General features: G+C 71.9%; 21 protein-coding genes. 7 read left to right on the top strand and 14 right to left on the bottom strand.

Features of this window, described 5'->3' with window-relative positions; translation table 11 throughout:
- Positions 1–357 precede the first annotated feature (357 nt).
- Complete coding sequence (locus AB0M30_RS29650) at positions 358–921, bottom strand: cadmium resistance transporter (RefSeq protein WP_364590107.1); 564 nt, start codon at positions 919–921, stop codon at positions 358–360.
- A gap of 61 nt (positions 922–982) precedes the next feature.
- Here AB0M30_RS29650 and AB0M30_RS29645 point away from each other — a divergent pair, with 61 nt between their 5' ends.
- On the top strand, positions 983–1918 hold the full coding sequence (locus AB0M30_RS29645; RefSeq protein WP_364590104.1) for a GNAT family N-acetyltransferase: 936 nt from the start codon (positions 983–985) through the stop codon (positions 1916–1918).
- A 160-nt stretch (positions 1919–2078) separates the two neighbouring features.
- On the opposite strand, the gene AB0M30_RS29640 is transcribed toward AB0M30_RS29645, so the two are convergent.
- The 6 genes from AB0M30_RS29640 to AB0M30_RS29615 form a co-directional block, all read right to left on the bottom strand.
- Entirely contained in the window at positions 2079–3527 is a 1449-nt protein-coding gene (locus AB0M30_RS29640) for an aromatic amino acid lyase (RefSeq protein WP_364590101.1), read from the bottom strand.
- The gene (locus tag AB0M30_RS29635) at positions 3524–4531 is read right to left on the bottom strand and encodes an ornithine cyclodeaminase family protein (RefSeq protein ID WP_103341413.1); all 1008 of its coding nucleotides are present in this window, start codon (positions 4529–4531) and stop codon (positions 3524–3526) included. Before AB0M30_RS29635 ends, AB0M30_RS29640 begins: the two co-directional genes overlap by 4 nt.
- Positions 4528–5070 (bottom strand): YbaK/EbsC family protein, encoded by a 543-nt coding sequence (locus AB0M30_RS29630; RefSeq protein ID WP_364590097.1) that lies wholly within the window; start codon positions 5068–5070, stop codon positions 4528–4530. Before AB0M30_RS29630 ends, AB0M30_RS29635 begins: the two co-directional genes overlap by 4 nt.
- 114 nt (positions 5071–5184) lie before the next feature.
- Complete coding sequence (locus tag AB0M30_RS29625) at positions 5185–5478, bottom strand: DUF2516 family protein (RefSeq protein ID WP_013222364.1); 294 nt, start codon at positions 5476–5478, stop codon at positions 5185–5187.
- Positions 5479–5562: 84 nt separating this feature from the next.
- Positions 5563–6255 (bottom strand): hypothetical protein, encoded by a 693-nt coding sequence (locus AB0M30_RS29620; protein WP_364590094.1) that lies wholly within the window; start codon positions 6253–6255, stop codon positions 5563–5565.
- Positions 6252–6671, bottom strand: coding sequence for a helix-turn-helix transcriptional regulator (locus tag AB0M30_RS29615; RefSeq protein ID WP_103341411.1), 420 nt, complete (start codon positions 6669–6671; stop codon positions 6252–6254). Before AB0M30_RS29615 ends, AB0M30_RS29620 begins: the two co-directional genes overlap by 4 nt.
- 147 nt (positions 6672–6818) lie before the next feature.
- On the opposite strand from AB0M30_RS29615, the gene AB0M30_RS29610 reads away from it, so the two are divergent.
- Positions 6819–8000 (top strand): methyltransferase domain-containing protein, encoded by a 1182-nt coding sequence (locus AB0M30_RS29610; RefSeq protein WP_364590091.1) that lies wholly within the window; start codon positions 6819–6821, stop codon positions 7998–8000.
- Here AB0M30_RS29610 and AB0M30_RS29605 read toward each other — a convergent pair.
- From AB0M30_RS29605 to AB0M30_RS29595, 3 genes are read right to left on the bottom strand one after another with little or no spacing between them, the layout of a single operon-like run.
- Entirely contained in the window at positions 7997–8608 is a 612-nt protein-coding gene (locus AB0M30_RS29605; RefSeq protein ID WP_364590088.1) for a nucleoside kinase, read from the bottom strand. The two genes, AB0M30_RS29610 and AB0M30_RS29605, sit on opposite strands and share 4 nt — an antisense overlap.
- 1 nt (position 8609) lies before the next feature.
- Positions 8610–9005 (bottom strand): zf-TFIIB domain-containing protein, encoded by a 396-nt coding sequence (locus tag AB0M30_RS29600; RefSeq protein WP_364590085.1) that lies wholly within the window; start codon positions 9003–9005, stop codon positions 8610–8612.
- Between the two features lie 7 nt (positions 9006–9012).
- On the bottom strand, positions 9013–9381 hold the full coding sequence (locus AB0M30_RS29595) for a VOC family protein (protein WP_364590082.1): 369 nt from the start codon (positions 9379–9381) through the stop codon (positions 9013–9015).
- Between the two features lie 91 nt (positions 9382–9472).
- Here AB0M30_RS29595 and AB0M30_RS29590 point away from each other — a divergent pair, with 91 nt between their 5' ends.
- On the top strand, positions 9473–9934 hold the full coding sequence (locus AB0M30_RS29590; RefSeq protein WP_364590079.1) for a CGNR zinc finger domain-containing protein: 462 nt from the start codon (positions 9473–9475) through the stop codon (positions 9932–9934).
- A gap of 214 nt (positions 9935–10148) precedes the next feature.
- Here the strand turns inward: AB0M30_RS29590 and AB0M30_RS29585 are convergent, their stop codons facing one another.
- On the bottom strand, positions 10149–11447 hold the full coding sequence (locus AB0M30_RS29585; protein WP_364590076.1) for a DUF445 domain-containing protein: 1299 nt from the start codon (positions 11445–11447) through the stop codon (positions 10149–10151).
- A 29-nt stretch (positions 11448–11476) separates the two neighbouring features.
- Between AB0M30_RS29585 and AB0M30_RS29580 the strand changes: the two genes are divergently transcribed.
- Complete coding sequence (locus AB0M30_RS29580) at positions 11477–12652, top strand: pyridoxal phosphate-dependent aminotransferase (RefSeq protein WP_364590073.1); 1176 nt, start codon at positions 11477–11479, stop codon at positions 12650–12652.
- Between the two features lie 747 nt (positions 12653–13399).
- Positions 13400–14800, top strand: coding sequence for a hypothetical protein (locus AB0M30_RS29575; RefSeq protein ID WP_364590070.1), 1401 nt, complete (start codon positions 13400–13402; stop codon positions 14798–14800).
- A gap of 493 nt (positions 14801–15293) precedes the next feature.
- Here AB0M30_RS29575 and AB0M30_RS29570 read toward each other — a convergent pair whose 3' ends face one another.
- Entirely contained in the window at positions 15294–16742 is a 1449-nt protein-coding gene (locus tag AB0M30_RS29570) for a PLP-dependent aminotransferase family protein (RefSeq protein WP_364590067.1), read from the bottom strand.
- Between the two features lie 61 nt (positions 16743–16803).
- On the opposite strand from AB0M30_RS29570, the gene AB0M30_RS29565 reads away from it, so the two are divergent.
- Complete coding sequence (locus AB0M30_RS29565; RefSeq protein WP_364590064.1) at positions 16804–17445, top strand: hypothetical protein; 642 nt, start codon at positions 16804–16806, stop codon at positions 17443–17445.
- Here the strand turns inward: AB0M30_RS29565 and AB0M30_RS29560 are convergent.
- Entirely contained in the window at positions 17442–17969 is a 528-nt protein-coding gene (locus AB0M30_RS29560) for a Clp protease N-terminal domain-containing protein (protein ID WP_364590061.1), read from the bottom strand. The genes AB0M30_RS29565 and AB0M30_RS29560 overlap by 4 nt on opposite strands.
- Positions 17969–18178 (bottom strand): sigma factor-like helix-turn-helix DNA-binding protein, encoded by a 210-nt coding sequence (locus AB0M30_RS29555; protein ID WP_014154112.1) that lies wholly within the window; start codon positions 18176–18178, stop codon positions 17969–17971. The genes AB0M30_RS29560 and AB0M30_RS29555 overlap by 1 nt, the downstream gene beginning before the upstream one ends.
- 91 nt (positions 18179–18269) lie before the next feature.
- Between AB0M30_RS29555 and AB0M30_RS29550 the strand changes: the two genes are divergently transcribed.
- Positions 18270–19055 carry a protein phosphatase 2C domain-containing protein gene (locus AB0M30_RS29550; protein WP_364590057.1) on the top strand — a complete coding sequence of 262 codons (786 nt, stop codon included), beginning with the start codon at positions 18270–18272 and terminating at the stop codon, positions 19053–19055.
- Positions 19056–19066 lie beyond the last annotated feature (11 nt).

Here is a 19066-nt window from a genome sequence, read left to right as displayed (position 1 = left end):
ACGGTTTGCGGCGGGGTGGCCGCCGGCGCCGGTACGGCCACGGCCAGGACCGCGGCGAACGTGAACGTGATGGTGGCCAGAATTTTGGTTCTCAGTTTCATGATCGCCACACGCCTTGGCCTGTTGATCGGCTGCGTTGACGTCAGATTCGCCACAATGAGGCAACCTTGAGCGCCCCAGTGGAATCAGCTGCCTGTTGGGGTTAGCGATCGCGATTGTCCTCGGCGCGTGGGCGACCATGGCCGTTTTGAGCACCGCGCGCCGGTCTTTGAGCGCCGACCGTCACGGTTCCGCCTCCGGCCCCGCCCCGCCCCCGCCCCCTCCCCCTCCCCTCCCCCGCTTGCTCGTCGCCCCTCGCTAGAACGCGCCGATCAGGATCAGCACGCCGAGCGCGATCAGTACGGCCGGCAGCGCCACGTGGCCCCAGCGGGCGAGTAGCCGGGCGATGCCCGGGCGGGTCGCCAGGAACCGGCCCGCCGCGCACCACACCGCCACGCCCGCCAGGAACACCGTCACGTAGCCCACCAGGCCCGCGGGCCCGGTCGCCGCGAACGCCGGGACGTACACGCCGACGTTGTCTCCGCCGTTGGCGAAGCACACCGTCGCGATGCCGACCACCCCGGCCGCCGGTGGTGGCTCGTCCTCGTCCTGGCGCCACGCTTGCCACGCCGCGCGTATCCCCAGCAGCACCGGCAGCACGCCCAGCCACCGGACGGCGCCGTCCGGCAGCAGGCCGGCACCGAGCGCTCCGGCGACCGACACCGCCAAGATCGCCGCGAAGCCCAAGAACTGCCCCGCCACGACCTTGAGCTCGCCACGGCGTCCGGCCGCCTGGCCGAAGAACACCGCCAGCAGCACCAGGTCGTCGACGTTCGTCACCGCGAACATCGCGGCCGCGCGCCCGAGTAGCCCGACGTCCAACCCTCCACCTCCGCGGTAAACCGCTTGGCGAAGGCCGGCGCGGCACAGCACGATTCTGCCCATGCCCGCTCTCACGCGCCGCGGCTACGCCGGTCCGGCCGACCTGCGGGCCATGCAGAGCGTGGCCCAGCGGAACTGGTCGAAGGCGAGTTCGCTGCACGTCGGGGATCTCGCGTGGCAGCGGTTCCAGCACGCCGGCCGGGAAGCCGAGTGGCCGACCGTGCTGTGGGAAGCGGATGGCGAAGTCGTCGCGTGGGGCTGGATTTCGCTACCCGGTGAACTCGCGCTGCTCGTGGATCCGGCGCGCCCGGAACTCGCGCTCGAGGTGCTCGGCTGGTTCGAGGACACCGCCTCGGCGGCCGAGCTCGCTGTCACCGTGCTCGACGCCGAGAAGCATGTCGTCGCCGCTCTGGAACGTCGCGGTTACGCGCTTCAGGAGAGTTCCGTTCACCAGTCGTATATGTCTCGCCTCCTCGTCGATTTGCCCGAGCCGGTCGTGCCGGCCGGTTTCACGCTCCGGCCGGTCGTACCGGACGATCTGGCCCGCCGCGTCGCCGTGCACCGCGCGGTCTGGCACCCGTCGAGGGTGACCGAACCGAGCTACCGCAGCGTCATGGCCGCCTGGCCGTACCGGGCCGAACTGGATTGGGTCGTCGAAGCACCCGACGGCCGGTTCGCCGCCCAGTGCCTGATCTGGCTCGACGAACGCAATGCCGTCGGCGAACTGGAGCCCGTCGGAACCTTGCCGGAGTTCCGTCGCACGGGGCTCGCCCGCGCGGTGTGCCTCGCCGCGCTGCACGCGGCCCACCACGCCGGCACTCGCGAAGCCGTCGTGTATCCGGTGATCAACCATCCGAAATCCGCAGGTGCCCTCCCTCTGTATCGCGATCTGGGCTTCCGCCCGTATGCCCGCACCCTCACCTTCACGCGGACCCGCCGTCGTATCCCTCCTTTCCCGGGGTCCGCGTCCCCGGAGGGCGCACAACGACGAAGGTAGCGCCCCGCCCCCGCCGGATGTCCGATTCGGCGGCCTCCGGCGGCCGGTTGTCCACATCGGGGCAAACCTGTGGACAACCCCGCGGATTTCCCTGCGGGCGCCCCGAAATCGTCAGCGCCGCGCGATAGTGTCGAGACGGGGGGCGCCCCCGCGGGGTGGGTCAGGTGAGCGTCGCCAGATCGTCGAAGAAAGCCGCTCGGCAAACAGCAATCAGACGCTCGACTTCCGGTCCGAGAGAGCGGTCCTCGTCCAGCGGCGGTACCACTGACCGCACCCACCCGTAGGCCGCACGAAGCCCCGGCACACCGTCCCCACCGGCCAGGTACCGGGCCTGGGACACCGTGATCAGCTCGCACGCCGTGATCGCGAAAAGGTGCGAAGCCGCCGCGCGCAGTTGCTCGCCGGCCGCCGACGCGAACGCTTGCACGTCCTCCTGGCCGGCCGATGTGTCGATCGAGCCGAGGGTCGCCGGTGTCGCGAGCCGGCGCAGTGCGTGCAGTTCGCCGGCCGCCCGCTTGTGCAGCGGGACCAAGCCCGCCCGCGGCCCCGGATCGGCCGTGAGCTGCGGCGGCAACCCGCTGAACCGCTCGTCCAGCAACCGGTGCGTCCGCTGCACCGAAATCTCGCCGAGGTGCACCAGCGCGGCCGTCACCGCGTCCATCCGCAACCCCAGGTCCACCGCGTGATATCCGGTGCCCGGCACGAAAGCACCGTCGACGAAGGAAGGCGAATCACCCGGCATCGTTTCCCAGCGTCGCCGGGTTTCGTGCAAGTCGCGGTTGACGCGGGACGCGTGCGCCAGCGCCCGCGGCGCGACCCGCACCGAAAGCGGGGCCTGCACCAGACCGGGCCGCACCGGGCCGATGCCGACCAGCTCGGTCAGCTCATGCAGCAACGCACGCAGGTGATCGTCGCCGCCCGCCATGACCGGGGAAAACACCGCACGCGGCGCGCCGAGCACGTCGATCGCCATCGCCGCGGTGAGCGTCTGCAGGTCGATGAGCTGCTGGGTTTCGGTCCAGCCACGCGCGGCGTGCGTCATCGCCAGCGGAGAACCCTGAAGCAGCGAAGCACCTTCCTTCGGCCCAAGGACATAAGGCGTGGCACCACGCGCGGCGAGCGCCGACGCGGCCGGCACTTCGACGCCGTCCTCCAAAACCGTGCCGATGCCCAAGAACGTCTGAAACGCGTGGGAAAGCGCGATGATCTCGCCCGAACTGCCGAGCCCGAAGCGCGGCACCGCGGGCGTGAAGCGGTCGTTCAACCGGTCCACCAGGAACTGCACCAGCTCGGCGCTCACCCCCGACCACGGCCGCAGGAAGTCGCGCAGGCGAACGACGAGCAGCTCGCGGACGTCTTCGGGCGGCAGCCACGGCGGCCCGCCGACGGCCCGGCCGATGAGCAGGTTGCGCTGGTGTTCGGCCTGCTGCCGCGGATCCAGCACGACTCCCGCGAGGCGGCCCATCCCGGTGGTGACCCCGTAGACCGGATTTTCCGGCTCGGCAAGGGCTGTCAAGACCGCGTCCCGGCGACGCTTCAGGGCTTCTACCAGCGGTTTGTCCAGAATCAACCGTTCACTGTCAGCGAACTCGCTGTCGGAGACGATCATCGGTAAGGCAGCATGGTGCCGACGCCGGAAGCCTCGGCACGGGCGAGGATCATGTTCGCCACCGCAACGTCCGTTGTGGACAGTCCGCGGTGCCAGAACAGGATCCGTTCGGCGTCGTGCTCGCGGCCGGGTTTGCTGCCCGCCACGATGTCGCCGATCTCGGCGTGGACGTTGTCCGCGGTGAGGAGGCCGGCGTTGAGCTGCGGGCGCAGGGCGCCGAACCGCGGGTTGCCGGACCGCGATTCGCGCCAGTCGTCGACGACGACCTTGTCGATGTCGTCGAGCAGCGTGAGCTCGAGCGCGCTGATCGTGCCGTAGGGCACCAGGAAGGTGCCCGGCCGGAGGAACTCGCGGCGCACCAGCGCCTCGGGCTCGACGAGCCGGGAGGCCTCGACCTGGATGTCCGCGCCGTCCAGGGTCTCTTCGGCCGTGGCGCAGACGCGGACGTCCTTGCCGAGCCGCTCGGACAGCCGGCGGCCGAAGTCTTCACGCGACTCCGGGCGCTTGCTGGTCACGCGGATCTCGGCGAAGTCGAACAAGGAGTCCAGCAGCACGACGTTCCACCAGGCGGTACCGCGGGCGCCGATGTGCCCGAGCACCCGTGAATCCGGACGGGCCAGGTACTTCGCGCCGACGGCGGTCATCGCGCCGGTGCGGGCCTCGGTGATCATCGTGCCGTCGACGATCGCCCGCGGCATGCCGGTGTCCGGGTCGAGCAACAGGATCAACGCCATTTCCGAAGGGAGGCCCCGTTCGAAGTTCCCCACGAAGTCACCGACGACCTTCACCCCGCTGACCTGCTTGGCGGAGAGGTGGCCGCGGAGGATGTTGAAGTGGCCTTTGCCGCCGTTGTCCGGCACGAGGTGCGTACGCGGCTCGAAGACGACCTGGCCGCGGCCGTGGTCGGCGAGCACGTCCTCGACCGCGGCGACGATCTCGGCGTCGGTGACGCCGAGCGCGTCGATGTCGGCACCGGTCAGGTACCGGAGCCAGACGGACGTCACCGGGCGAGGTCCTCGACGACCTCCGCGCCGGGCAGAGCGGCCAGCGCGGCGCCGGAGATCAGCAGCTTGCTGCCGCGGATCCCGCTGCCGATGACGAGCTCGGGTGCGTCGGCGACGCGGCGGTCGAGCAGGATCGGCCATTCGGCGGGCAGGCCCACCGGCGTGATGCCGCCGTACTCCATCCCGGTCAGCGAGACGGCTTCGTCCATCGGCGCGAACGACGCCTTGCGGACGTCGAGGCGGCGCTTGATCACGCCGTTGACGTCGGCGCGGGTGGTCGCGAGCACGAGCGCGGCCGCGAAGCGGACTTCGCCCGCGCGCTTGCCGGCGACGACGACGCAGTTCGCGGACGCCTCTAGCGGCGAGCCGTAGGCCTCGCAGAAGGCGGCGGTGTCGGCGAGCGAGGAGTCGATCTCCGCGACGCCGACGGCGTCCGGGTCGGCGAGCGCGGCCAGGGCCTTGGCCACGGGCTCGGCGAGCAGGTCAGTACGCGTGGGGGCGGGAACGACGGTGAGGCTCCCGGCGATCGTCCAGGTCACGACCCCATTAAAACAGCGCCCCGCCGGAGCCGGCGCGGGCGGGAAGGAGGCGCACCCGGCAGGAGGGGATGGCAGGGAGAAGACGCACCCGGCGCAACGGCGCCAGGAGCTGGTTCACCAGCTGGAGCCGCCGCGCTGGACTTCGATCAGCTTCGGGCGGACGTCCACGATGTAGACCAGGGCCGCTGCCATGGCGGGCACGTAGAAGATCATCCCGGGGCCCATCACCGGAAACAGCACCATGGCGAGGGTTGCGCCGCCGGTGATCAGCATCCAGATGGGCTTGGTCTTGCGGTCGGCCGCGGAGTAGGCGTCGGCGCGCTGGAGCAGCGCGTGCACGAAGGCGAAGAGCCCGACCAGCGCGCTGCCCCAGTGGATGACATTGAGGATCCAGATGGCGACTAGCACAGCGACAGCTTACGGCAAACCACCCGAACGACCCCGGCCCCGCCACCGGGGGTGCGGTGGCGGGGCCGGGAGTTCACAGCGATGTCACTTGTCGGTCTTCGGCGCGGCCGGCTTCTTCGCGGCGGCGCTGGTGGTGGTCGTCGTCGTGGTCGTGCGGCGGGCCGGGGCGGCCGTCTTCGGGGCCGTCTTGTTCGCGGCCTTGCGGGCGACCGAGCGGGTCTCGTGGGCGAGGTCGTCACCCAGCTCCTCGACGGTGTCGGCGGCTTCGCCGGCGACCTTGGTCACCTTGCGGGCGGTCTTCTCGCCGGCCGAACGGGTGCGCTTGGTCACCTTGGCCAGCACGCCGTCGACGCGCTCGCGGACCTCGGTGGTCACGCCCTCGACCTGGCCCTGCGCGGTGGTCAGGGCCTCTTCGAGCTGCTCGATGGCCTTCTTGACCTGCGGCTGCGTGGCGATCTTGTCCCACGCCTGCTCGCCCGACTCGGCCAGCTTGTTGTACAGCTTGAGCGCGGCCTCGGTGTACTCGTCGATGGCCTTGCGCAGCTCGGCCGGGTCCAGCTTCTCGCGGAGGCTCTCGACGTCGGTCGGCAGCTCCTGCAGGTTCTTGCGGGCGACCTCGCCGCTCTTGGTCACGTTCTCCTTGGCCTTCGCCACGGCGTCGGTGACGGCGTGGGTGGCCAGGTTGCCGGCGCCGAGCGCGGCGAGCAGCGGGGTGCGGACCTGGTCGAGGGCGGTGGTGACGGCCTTCTTGACGTCTTCGGTCTTGGGGGTGGTCATGGTGACTCCTCAGTGTTCGCGGCTGGTGTGGTGTCTGCGGTTTCCGGGGCGGGAGCGGCGGCCGGCCGTGCCGCGGCGTTCTCCCGCCGGAAGGACTCGTACACGTCGAGCAGGACCTGCTTCTGCCGTTCGGTCAGCTCGGCGTCGGCGCGGATCGCGTCGCCCACCGGGCCGCCCGTCGGCAAATCGAGGATCCCGGCCTGCACGTACAGCGCTTCCGCCGAAATGCGCAGGCCCTTGGCGATCTGCTGCAGGATCTCCGCGCTGGGCTTGCGGACCCCGCGCTCGATCTGGCTCAGGTACGGATTGGACACGCCGGCGAGCTTCGACAGCTGGCGCAACGAGATCTTCGCGGTGTTGCGCTGCTGGCGGATGTACTCGCCGATGTCGGAAGCGATGTCCGCGACCTTCTCCATGGGACTGCCGGATCCTGACGTCCCACCGGTCTCTGTCATCCGGTCACCTCCTCGCGACACCTTCGACGGTACGCGGGAGTGCTAGCTATTGCAAGCACACTGCTTGCAACTTTCGGGTGTGGTGGTGCTCACCGCTACCGTGGTCCCATGACGCGCTCGGCCCGGCTGCGGCGACGCCTCGTCGAGCACCTCCTCGACGAGGACGTCCTGCACGCGCCGGAGTGGATCGCCGCCTTCCGCGCGGTCCCCCGCCACGTCTTCCTGCCGCGGTTCTTCGTACCGGCGGGCGGGCTGTGGGCGGCGGTCGACCGCGGCGACCCCGGCTGGCTGGAGACGGTCTACTCCCGCGACGTGCTGGTGACGCAGCTCGACGACGACCCGGACCGCTGGGAGCTCGCCCGGCGCACCGGCCCGGTGGCGGGCACGCCGACGAGCTCGTCGAGCATGCCCTCGATCATGGCGATCATGCTCGAGGACCTGCGGGTGCGCGACGGGCAGTGCGTCCTCGAGATCGGCACCGGCACCGGGTACAACGCCGCGCTGCTGAGCCACCGCTGCGGCGCCGGTCGGGTGTCCACAGTGGACATCGATCCGGTGCTCGTCGCGGCGGCGCGCGAACGGCTGGCCGCCGCGGGGCACCACCCGGCGTGCGCGGTGGGCGACGGCGCGCTCGGCTTTCCGGCCGGGAAGATCTTCGACCGGGTGCTGTGCACCGCTTCGGTGTCATCGATCCCGCCGGCCTGGCCGGCGCAGACCGCGCCGGGCGGGCTGATCGTCACGACGCTGAACCGCCCGATCGGCGCCGGGCTGGTCCGGCTCGTCGCCGGCGAGGACGGCACCGCGCAGGGCCGCGTCCTCGCGCGCGACGGCCGTTTCATGCCGCTGCGCGCCCACCGGCTCCCGGAGACCGGCCCGCTGCCGATGCCGTCACGCGGCGACTGGGAGCAGACGCGGCTGCCGATGTCGACGGTGCTCCAGCCCCGCAAGCAGTTCGAGTTCTTCGCGGGGCTGGCGCTGCCCGGCGTGCGGCCGGTGCGCGAAGGCGACGGCGAAACGCCGGGTCTCGCGCTGGTCCACCCGGACGGCTCATGGGTCCGCCACCGCAAGCGCGGCGGCGCCGACGAGGTCGCCCAAGGCGGCCCGCGGGCGCTGTGGGAGCTCGCCGAGGCGGCCTTCGTCGAGTGGTGCGAGCTGGGCAAACCGGACCGCGACCGGTTCGGGGTGACGGTGACCGGCGACCGGCAGGAGTTCTGGCTCGACTCGCCGGACGGCCGCACCTGGCCGCTGGACGAAACCGCGCCGGGGCGTGACCTCGACCCGGCGAGCTAAGGCAGCCGCGCCCGGATCCACTTCTCCACGTGGTCGGCCGTCGCCTCGCGGGACACGTCCGTGGTGTCGAAGAGGTCGACACCGAGGCCCGGGCCCGACTTCCGCAGCCAGTCGTTGAACTCCAGCATCTCGTCGATCCGCGGCTCGTCCCACTCCCGCCAGGCCGGCCGCGCCCGCAGCCGGGCGCGCAGCGACTCCGGCGACCCGACCAGCGCCAGGTAGTGGATGTCGCTGAAGAACGCGCGCTCCGGCAGCTGCTCGAACTCCGGCGGCGCCACCGTCCCGCACAGCACGACCGGGCGGCCGTTCTGCTGCACCATCGCCGCCATCCGCAGCCAGACCGAGCGGAACGACGTGACGTCGCCGCGCAGGGCATCGATCCAGAGGATGTCCTGCTCCAGCAGCACGACGTCGCCGGCGAACCGCCCGGCCAGCAGCGGCCCCATCGTCGACTTCCCGGCGCCGCTGGGGCCGGTCAGCGCGAAGAGGGGCAGCTTCCGGAACGCCCACTCGTGCCCGCACTTCGGGCACGTGATGACGGAGCCCGCGACGACCGGGTGTTCGGCCAGCTCGCCGCACGCCGGGCAGATCCGCAGGTCGAGACCCATCTCAGTCGAAAAGGTTCTCGAGGAAGCTGCGCTTGCGGTTCCCGTGCCCGTACGGCCGCGGCGAATCCGAGTACCCCCGGTGCGGCCGCGGCGAGTCGGGGTAGCCCCCGCGGTGCGGCCGCGGCGAGTCCGGGTAGCCACCGCGGTACGCCTTCGGCGAGTCCGGGTGACCGCCGCGGTAGGGCCGCGGCGAGTCGGGACGGCCGTGACCGCCCTGGTACGGCGGTGGCTGCCGGCCGTAGAACGAGCTCTCCGCACCGACGATGGCCTCGAGCTCACCGCGGTCGAGGAAGATCCCGCGGCAGCCGTCGCACTGGTCGATGTGGATGCCGTTCTTGTCGACGGTCCGCATCTGGTTCTGACACTTCGGACAAATCACACCGCCGAGCCTACGCAAAAACGCCTCAGCAGGCGCACAGGCAGAACGGGTGCCCGATCGGATCGGCGTAGACGCGGAACGTCTCCGGCTTGTCGTCGAGCAGCTTCGCGCCCAGCCCGAGCACGCGCTCGTGCGCCGCTTCCAGGTCCGTGACGTTCAGGTCCAGGTGCATCTGCTGCGGGTTCTCCGCGGACGGCCACGCGGGTGGCCGGTAGTCGGGCACCCGCTGGAACGCGAGGTCCGCGCCGCCGGCGGGGTTGGCCAGCGTCACCCAGTGCCCGTCCTCGGCCACTTCGGGCGCCTCCCACTCCAGCACCGCGCGGTAGAACCCGGCCAGCGCCACCGGGTCGGGGCAGTCGAGGGCCACCACGCCCAAGGTCGGTACCGCACTCATCGTCGCTCCCTTCGATCCTGAGTACCTGAGTAACCAGTGAAGCGATTATGTGGGTTAGCCCACCCGAAGGCAACCGCCGTACACTCGGTAAGTGCACACCGACGCCTCCCTGGTGGTGGAGTTCCTCAACACGGTCAACGTCGAAGAGGGCACCGACCTGCTCGAAGATCCCGGGCAGTGGCACGAGTGGGCGGCCGCGCACGAGCTGGCGGCGAATCCGGCCGGCGAAGCACGCGCGGCGCGGGACGCCCTGCGCGCGGCGATCGGCGACCCGCGGCTGCCCGGCGGCCGCGTCGACGTCGGCACCCGGATCTCCCTCACCGCCGACGGGCCGGCGCTCGTCGCGGACGACGTCGTGGGCGCGGTGTTCGCGGCCTGCGCGCGCCTGGTCGTGCGCGGCGACTGGATCCGGCTGAAGATCTGCCCCGCCGACACCTGCCTGTGGGCGTTCTACGACGAGTCGCGCAACCGCTCGCGGACGTGGTGCTCGATGCGCGTCTGCGGCAACCGCGAGAAGGCGCGCGGCTGGCGCGCCCGCGCCGCCGCGGGCTGAGAAGCCCTCATCCGAGCGGCGGACACTCGGACGGTTGTGGACAACTTGGGGACGGAGCACCACATATCCACGCCTCGGACCGCCCCGCCCCCATACGTTGTGGACAGCCGTTAGGCCATCACCGTGAAAACCTGTGGATAACCCCGGGGATAACTCAGCTTCCTGTGGACAACTGGTTTGAAGGTCCCTCAGGTGTGGTATATGACCAAGCTCCTCAGAACAGCAGCTCCGCGACGGCGTAGATGACGAGGCCGGCGAGCGCGCCCACCACCGTGCCGTTGATCCGGATGAACTGCAGGTCGCGGCCCACTTGGAGCTCGATCTTGCGGGACGTCTCCTCGGCGTCCCATCGCTCGACCGTGTCGGTGATGATCGTGGTGATCTCCCGTGAGTAGTTCTTCACGAGGTACGCCGCGGCCCCCTCGACCCAGCCGTCGGCCTTCGCGCGCAGCTGGTCGTCGGTGATCAGCCGCTGCCCGAGCGAGGTGAGCCCGAGCCGGACACGCCGGCGCAGCTCGCTCGACGGGTCCTCGGCCGCGGTCAGCAGCATCTCCTTCGCCGTGCTCCACGCCGAGCCGATCAGCCGCTGCACCTCTTCGTGGTGCACGATCTGGCCCTTGACCTGCTCGGCGCGGGCCATCACGTCCGGGTTGGTCTGCAGGTCCTGGGCGAACTCGCCGAGGAACTTGTCCAGCGCCAGCCGCATCGGGTGGTTGACGTCGGTCTTGACCGCCCAGGCGAAGGACAGCACCTCGCCGTAGACCTTGTCCGCCAGCATCTCGTCGACGAACTTCGGCGACCAGCTCGGCGCCCGGTCCGACACCACGCGCAGCATCGTCGTGTGGTTGTCGCGCACCCACTCGTAGCCGCGGTCGCACATCAGGTCCACGAGCTTGTGGTGCGCCCCGTCGGCGAACACGCCCTGCAGGATCTTGCCCAGCGGCGGGCCCCACGGCTTGTCGATGATCCGGCGCGCGACGGCCTGCTCCATGATCGCCTGGATGTCCTCGTCGCGGAGCACCTTCACGGCGGCGCGGACGGCCGTGGCCAGCTCGGACGTCACGCGCTCGGCGTTGTCCGGCTCGGCGAGCCAGCCGCCGAGCCGCCGGGCGATCTCGACGCGCTTGAGCTTGTCGCGCACGACCTCCTCGGAGAGGAAGTTCGATCCGACGAAGTCGCCGAGGCTGCTGCCCAGCGCGTCCTTCTTGTTCGGGATGATCGCCGTGTGCGGGATCTTCAGCCCGAGCGGGTGCCGGAACAGCGCCGTGACGGCGAACCAGTCGGCCAGCGCGCCGACCATGCCGGCCTCGGCCGCGGCGCGCACGTAGCCGACCCAGCCCGGCCAGCCGGCCGACTGCGCCCAGCTGGTCAGCAGGAACACGAGCGTCGCGCCGACCAGGAACGACAGCGCGACGAGCTTCATCTTGCGCAGCGCACGCCGCTTTTCCTCTTCACCGGCCGCGCCGCCCGGTGGGTCGGCGGGCGTCACCTTCGCGGGGGTCAGTTGCTCCACATCGCCATTGTCCGTGAGGATGGCTGATCGTGCGCGAACCTGCTCTCGTCCCCCGGCTCCGGCCGTTCACCTCGACCATCTTCGCCGAGATGACGGCGCTCGCCGTCCGGCACGACGCCGTCAACCTCGGCCAGGGCTTCCCGGACACCGACGGGCCGGCCGGGATGCTCGAAGCGGCGAAGAACGCCCTGTTCGGCGGGGCGAACCAGTACCCGCCGGGGCCCGGGCGGCCCGAGCTGCGGGCCGCGATCGCGCGGCACCGGCAGCGCTACGGCACCGAGTACGACCCGGACACCGAGATCCTGGTCACCGCGGGCGCGACCGAGGCCATTGCGGCAGCGCTGCTGGCGCTGACCGAGCCCGGTGACGAAGTGATCGTCATCGAGCCGTACTACGACTCCTACGCCGCCGCGGTCGCGATGGCGGGGGCCGAGCGGCGGGTCGTCGGCCTGGTCGAGGGCCCGGACGGCCGGTTCGGCCTCGACGTCGACGGCCTGCGCGCCGCCGTCACGCCGCGGACCAGGGCGATCCTGGTCAACTCGCCGCACAACCCGACCGGAACCGTCTTCACCCGCGCCGAACTGGAAGCGCTCGCCACGCTGTGCGTCGACCACGACCTGATCGCCATCTGCGACGAGGTCTACGAGCACCTGGTCTTCGACGTGTCGAGCGGAGTCGAGCACATCCCCCTCGTCACGCTGCCCGGCATGCGGCCGCGGACGGTGAGCATCTCCAGCGCCGGCAAGACGTTCAACTGCACCGGCTGGAAGATCGGCTGGGTCTGCTCGACGCCGGAGCTCGTCGCGGCGGTGAAGGCGGCGAAGCAGTTCATGACCTTCGTGTCGGGCGGGCCGCTGCAGCCCGCCGTCGCGCACGCGCTCGACCACGAGCTGCCCTGGGTCGACGGCCTGCGCGCGTCGCTGCAGGAGAAGCGCGACCGGCTTTCGGCCGGCCTCGCGGATGCCGGGTTCGCCGTCCGGCCGACGGCGGGCACGTACTTCGTCTGCGTCGACGTCCGGCCGCTCGGCTTCGCCGACGCCGCCGATCTGGCCTGGGAACTGCCGGGCCGGGTGGGGGTGGCCGCGGTGCCGGTGAAGGTCTTCACCGATCACCCGGACGAGTGGAACCACCTGCTGCGTTTCGCGTTCTGCAAGCGCAACGAGGTCATCGACGAGGCCATCACCCGATTGCGCAAACTGGTCTGATCATCGCGCTCCGGCTGAGTAGACGTCCTTCGCGGCCGTTCCGGCGGGGCACCGGGAGCAGGCGCGGTCTCGGCCGACGCGTCGGAGGCCGACCGGGCCTGACCGCGCGCCACCCCCTGCCGCTCCGGGCTGTCACTCTCCGCGACCACGGTGACTGCTCCCCGCGACGACCGCAGCGGCCACGGCACGCTCTCGCCGCGGAACTCCGCCTGGCGAGCACCGACCACACGGGACGTCTCGCGGGCGGCCGGTCGAGACCGACGTGATCACGGACCGCAGCCGGATCCCGGACCGGTTCGAGCCGCTCGGTTTCGGCACAGGACAAGCGAAGCCGCGTGGGGGACCCCGTTCGGCCCAGCGCCGGCCCCCATCCCGGGCCAATTCCGGTCGCGCGGCCGCACCCGCAGTCCGCGCACCGAGCGGAACCGACTCGACACAAAGCGCGTCCGGCCGCCCGGAAACATCAGGTCAACCGGAAACGTGCAAATTGCAGAACTCGTCCGAATGGCCGTAAGCGAACACCCGAACGGCACTGAGAGTGATCAACTTGTCGGCCGCAGATGCGTTGCCCGGGCGGGCTGCTGGTCCTTACGGGCTGGATCGAACGCGGGAGAGATGAAAGACTTCGAGCGGTGCTAGAACGAGTGCAGCCCCGGGGGAACTGCGACCTGGCCGGAGAAAGACCCCAGCAAGAACAGGCTCGAGCGGAAATCGCGGAAGCCTCAGGCGCGGACGGTGGTGGTGGCGGTGAGCAGCACGGCGGACGCGCGCCGCGACGCTCCCGTTCGGCCTGCGCTCACCCCCGGTGAACCGGAAACCTTGCACGCGCGCGCCCGGGCGCCGCGCCCGTGGACGACCTCGCTGCAGCGGCCCGCCGCCAAGATCCTGGTCGCCGGTGGGCTGACCCTCGCGGGCTGGCTGCTCGGCGCCGCGCTGTCCGGCAGCACCGCATCGGCGGCCGACCGGCCGGCGTGCCCCGAAGCGCCCGTGGTCTCCACTGTGGACCATGCCGTGAAGCCGCTTTGGCACGCCAGGCACCGCAAGGGCCACCACGAGACCGGGGCCGCCACCTGCGCGGGGCAGCCGAAGGCCGACAGCGCCGAACCGCCCGCGGCGGACGAGCCGCAGGCGGACGGGACCACAAAGGACAGCTCGGCCGGCGGAGAGGCGACGGCCACCACGCCGGACAGCGACCCCGCCGTCGAGCCGGTCGCCTCGGAAAGCTCTTCCACCGAGGAGCCCGCCGCCACGACGTCGGACGGCTCGACCGCCGCCGAGACCGTAGCCCCCGCCAAGCCGACTACCAAGTCGACGACCAAGGCGATCTCCGAGGACAGCTCCGAAGCACCGAAGGCCACCGCCTCCAGCGGGAACTTGCTCGGCTCCCTCGTCGGCGGCACGCTGAAGGCGGTCAGCGGAGCGACCACAAAGGACACCGCCGACGAGCCGGCCGCGCCGGCCAAGACCACCACTTCGACCGGCGGCGACCTGCTCGGCGGGCTCCTCGGCGGCGTCCTGGACGTGGTCGGCGGCACGCTCTCCACCGTCACGGGCACCGTCGGCGCCGTCACGGACACGCTTTCCCACACCGTGCTCGCGCCGCTCACCCAGCCGCTCACGGGCAACCCCGGCGGGCCCGTGCTGCTGCCCCTCGACGACATCCTGGGCCCGGTGCTCGGCGGCTCGAACTCCGGCGGCGTCATCGCGGTCGTGCCCGGCGTGACGGCGGCCGTCGTCACCCAGACGCCGGCCACGGTCGCCGAGACCGTCGTCCCGGCCGCCGTTCCGGTTCCCACGACGGCCGACCCGCAGCAGGCGGCCCGGGTCGTGGTCACGCGCTTCGTCGTCCTCCAGCACGCGGACTCGCTGCCGGTGGTCCACGAGCGGCCGCGCGACTCCGGCACCCACGCCACGGGTGGCGGCGGCGACTCCACGCCCGGCCTGCCCGGCGGCGGCACCACCGCGCCGAGCGCGCCGGCCCCCACCGCGGCCCCGGGCCACGACGGCCCCGGCGGCGCCCGCCACGCGTTCGCCGTCCACACCGACGACGTCACCACCACACAGCTCAAGCTGATCGGCACCAGCCGCGACCACGAAGTCGACGGCGCGGGCAGGGAAGCCGCCCTGCCCACCACCTCCCCCGACTGACGCCCGACCGCGCAGCCGGGGACAAGTGCGTCCAAATCAAGATCATCAAGGCGCACCCGCACGCCGTTGAGGCGTGATGTTTCCCCAGCTCCAGCCCGGAATCCGTGGCTCTTTCACGTCTCGTGACGCGTTGCCGCGTCCGACGTACCCCAGGGGCGAAACCATGCGAACCCACAAACTTTCCGACCGGCCGACCGCGCCCGGCCGGGTCGGATCCCGGTCCCGGCGCCGCGCTGCCCCCGCGGCGCCGGGACCCACACCGGGTGCGCTCCGGGAGCCCTTGCTCACCGCGCCGAGCGAGGACTCGCAGTACCGCGAGCGCACCTGAGCCGCCGGCTTCCCGGCACGTCGAGGGGCTGTGCCGGGAAGCCGCGGTACCCGCGAACGGGGTCACGTCCGTGAGCGGGTCGTGTGGAACACGAACCGGTGCGCTGGATGCACATGAACGCCGCCCATCCCTGGGAGCGGGCTCGCATCCAGCGCACCGGTTCGTTCATGCGATGGGCGCGTCCAGGGAAGCCGGGGTGCCGCGGACCGACGCTTCGGCCGCGCTCAGCCGCCGGACAGCTTCGTCGATCCGGTCCGGTGGCAGCGAAAACGGCAGCCGGATCCAGCGCTCCAGCCCGCCGTGGACGCCGAAGCGCGAACCCGGCGCCACCTGGACGCCGTGGCTCGCCGCCGCCACCGCCAGGCGTGAGCTCACCGGCTCCGGCATGCGGCACCACAGCGACAGGCCGCCGTCCGGCAGCGTGAACGTCCAGTCCGGCAGGTACCGGTGCACGGCGGCGGCCAGGGCATCGCGGTAACCGCGCAGCTCCTCGCGCCGACGGCCCAGCAACGTTTCGTCGGCCATGAGCTCGGTCAGCACGAGCTGTTCGAACACCGGCGACCCGAGATCGACCGCGTAACGCGCCGAAACCAGCCGGCCGAGCAGGTCCTCCGACGCGCGGATCCAGCCGAGCCGCAGCCCGCCCCAGTGCGTCTTCGACGCCGAGCCGACGCAGATGGCCAGGTCGCCGGCGAACGCGGCGAGCGGCGGCGGCCCGTGCAGGGGATCGCCCTCCAGGTCCAGTTCGACGAGCGTCTCGTCCACCACGACCGGCGTCCGGGCGCGGGCCAGCACGGTCCCGAGCCGGGAGCGGCCTTCGGCGTCCAGGCGCAGGCCGGTCGGGTTCTGGAAGTCGACGACGAGGTAGGCGAACCGCGGCGACGCTTGGCGCAGCGCCGCGTCGACCCCGGCGATGTCCCAGCCGCGCGCCCCGGTCGGGTCGAGCGCCACCGGCACCGGGATCGCGTGCGCGGCGCGGATCGCCTCCAGGGCGTTCGGGTACGTCGGCTGCTCGACGAGCACGCGGTCGCCGGGACCGGCGAGCATGCGCAGGACCAGGACGAACGCGTGGTGCGCGCCGTTGGTGACCATGATCTGCGCCGGTGTCGTCGGCAGCCCACGCTCGGTGTAGCGCCGCGCGATCCGCTCGCGCAGGCCGAGCAGGCCGCGTTCCTGGTAGCCGTGGTCGCCCAGGTGGCCGGCGAGCCGGCCGCGGGCGGCGTCGACCGCCGCGGCCGTGCCCGGGATGGCGGGCGAGGACGCATGGGTGAAGTCGATCGAGCCGTCGCCCACCGGCGCCAGCGGGCCGCGGCGGCGGCGCCCGGGCGCGGCGATCCACGAGCCCGCGCCGCGGCGGCTCGCGACGAACCCGTTTTCCCGCAACCGGTCCAGCGCCGCGCCGATCAGCGTCCGGCTGGCGCCGAGCGCGTCGGCCAGCTCGCGCTCGGCGGGCAGCCGGGTGCCGAGCGGGAGCTGGCCGTCCAGCACCTGCAGCTCGATGGCCGCGGCCAGGTCGGCCGCCCCCTGCCGGGAGCCGCCTTGCCGCCACGAGCCCAGCATGACGGCCAATCGCGGCCCTGAAATGCGTCCACCTACTGGGAGCCCGGCTTCCATAAGGCCAATATCCTGGAATTGGCTATGGTTTACAAGGCCACTTGCGGTCGATAGTGGAGATGTGGCTCAGACCGACCTCCGGCCCGTCCGGATCTCCCGTGACCCCGCCCGCCGCAGCGTCCAGCTGCTCGCCGGCCTCGCCCTCTACGGCACCAGCGTCGCCCTCGTCACCCGCGCCGGCCTCGGCCTCGAGCCGTGGAGCGTGCTGGCCGAAGGCGTCCTGAAGCACACCGGCCTGTCGTTCGGCACGGTCACCGGCCTGATCTCGGTGGCCGTGCTGCTGCTGTGGATCCCGCTGCGCCAGCGGCCCGGCATCGGCACCATCGCGAACGTCGTGGTCATCTCGGTCATGGTCGACGTCGTCCGCGCGGTGCTCCCGGACCAGCACGACCTGGTGTGGCAGATCGTGCTGCTGGTCGGCGGGGTGACGCTCAACGGCGTCGCGACCGCGACCTACGTCGGCGCCCGGCTGGGCCCGGGCCCCCGCGACGGCCTGATGACCGGGCTGGCCGGGCGCACCGGCTGGTCGGTCCGGCTGGTGCGCACCGGCATCGAGGTCACCGTGGTCGCGGCCGGTTTCCTGCTCGGCGGGACCGTCGGGATCGGCACCGTGCTCTACGCCCTCGCCATCGGCCCGCTCACCCAGGCGCTGCTGCCCTGGACCACCTGGCGGGAAGAGCAGGAGCCGCAGCAGCGTCACTAACCCGCCTTGCGCTGCTGCACGGCCCGGCGCAGCGTCTGGTAGTCCGCGCCGCGCCGGGCGAGCACGTCGTCGGTGCCGCGCTGCTGCGCCAGCGCGAGCAGGATGTGCTCTTGGCCGAGGTGCTTGTCGCCCAGCCGGACGGCTTCCTTGAGACTCAGCTCCAGCGTCTTCTTCGACTGCGCGGTGAAGGGGATGTGCCCGCGCTTGGCCGGGCCGAGCCGACCGGCCAGCGCCCCTTCGCCGTGGGTCTGCTCCACGCGGTCGACGATCTGCTCGACGTCGATGCCGAACTCGGTGAGGGCTTCGGCGTCGGCGTCGCTCACGCCGCCGCGGCGCCGGGTGCGGGCCAGCTCCGCCGCGATGTCGTCGGTGGAGATGCCCAGCTCGGTGAGCACACCGGCGCCGGTCTTCACCAGCCCGGCGAGCAGGTGGGCGGGCCCGACCTCCACCGAGCCGGACTCCCGCGCCACGATCTGCGCCTCGACGACAGCCAGCCGCGCGTCGGCCGTGAACCTCTCGAACATCAGTGCCTCCCATACTTCTTGTGCACGGCCTGCCGGCTGACCCCCAGCTCGGCGGCGATTTCCTGCCACGACCAGCCCTGCACCCGCGCGCTGCGGACCTGCACGGCCTCCAGTTGTTCCAGCAGCCGCCGGAGCGCGGCGACCGCGCGCAGCCCCACCCGGGGATCGCGATCACCCGCCCGGGCGGCCAAATCCGTCGCTTCCGTCATGCTTGTCAACCTACGTTGACATCTCGGCACTGTCAACTCACGTTGACACGCTCAGCGCGAAACCCGTGGAGGAGCGACGTACAGTCGGGTGATGCCCGAGATCGCGATCGCCGAGCGGGCCGGGGTGGGCGCCGACGGCCACCCACGCCCCACCGAGGACCACGTCGTCGTGCTGGACAACGCGGTCCTGGTCCTCGACGGCGCCACCTCGTCGGACCCCGCGCAACCCCCGGGCGGCTGGTACGCCGAACGGCTGGCCCGGCGCCTCGGCGACGACCTCCGCGCGGCCCCGGAAGCCGACCTGACCGAGGTCCTGACCAGCGCGATCGCCGCGCTCACGGCGGAACACCGGCTGCGGCCGCAGCGCTCGCCGTCCAGCACCGTCGCGGCCGTGCGCTGGCTCGAAGACCGCGTGGACGCGCTCGTCCTGGCCGACAGCCCGGTGGTCGGCTTCGGCGGCTTCGGGGTCGACGTCGTCTCGGACGACCGGCTCGCCCGGCTGCGGCGGCGCGGGATGCTCCAGACCGGCGCCGACGTCCGGCGCCGGCGCAACGCCCACGACGGCTTCTGGGTCGCCGAAGCCGACCCGGGCGCCGCCGCGCACTCGGTCCGGCGCAGCTGGCGGCGAGCCGACGTCGATGCGGTGCTGCTCGCCAGCGACGGCGTGTCCATCGGCGTCGACCAGTACGAGCTCTTCGGCTGGCGTGAGGTCCTGGCGGTCACCCGCGCGGACGGGCCCGACGCCGTGCTGGACGCCGTCCGCACCGCCGAAAAGCAGGATCCGGACGGCGAACGCTGGCCCCGGCCCAAGCGGCACGACGACCAGGCGCTCGTCCTCGTGGATTTCAATCAGGGGGTTATTCAGGGTCTTCCCTGATCACGACGGTC

The sequence above is a fragment of the Amycolatopsis sp. NPDC051716 genome, assembly GCF_040681595.1.
Lineage (GTDB): Bacteria > Actinomycetota > Actinomycetes > Mycobacteriales > Pseudonocardiaceae > Amycolatopsis.
Note: the sequence above shows the minus strand (reverse complement) of the source record. Positions and strands in the feature narration are given on the sequence as shown.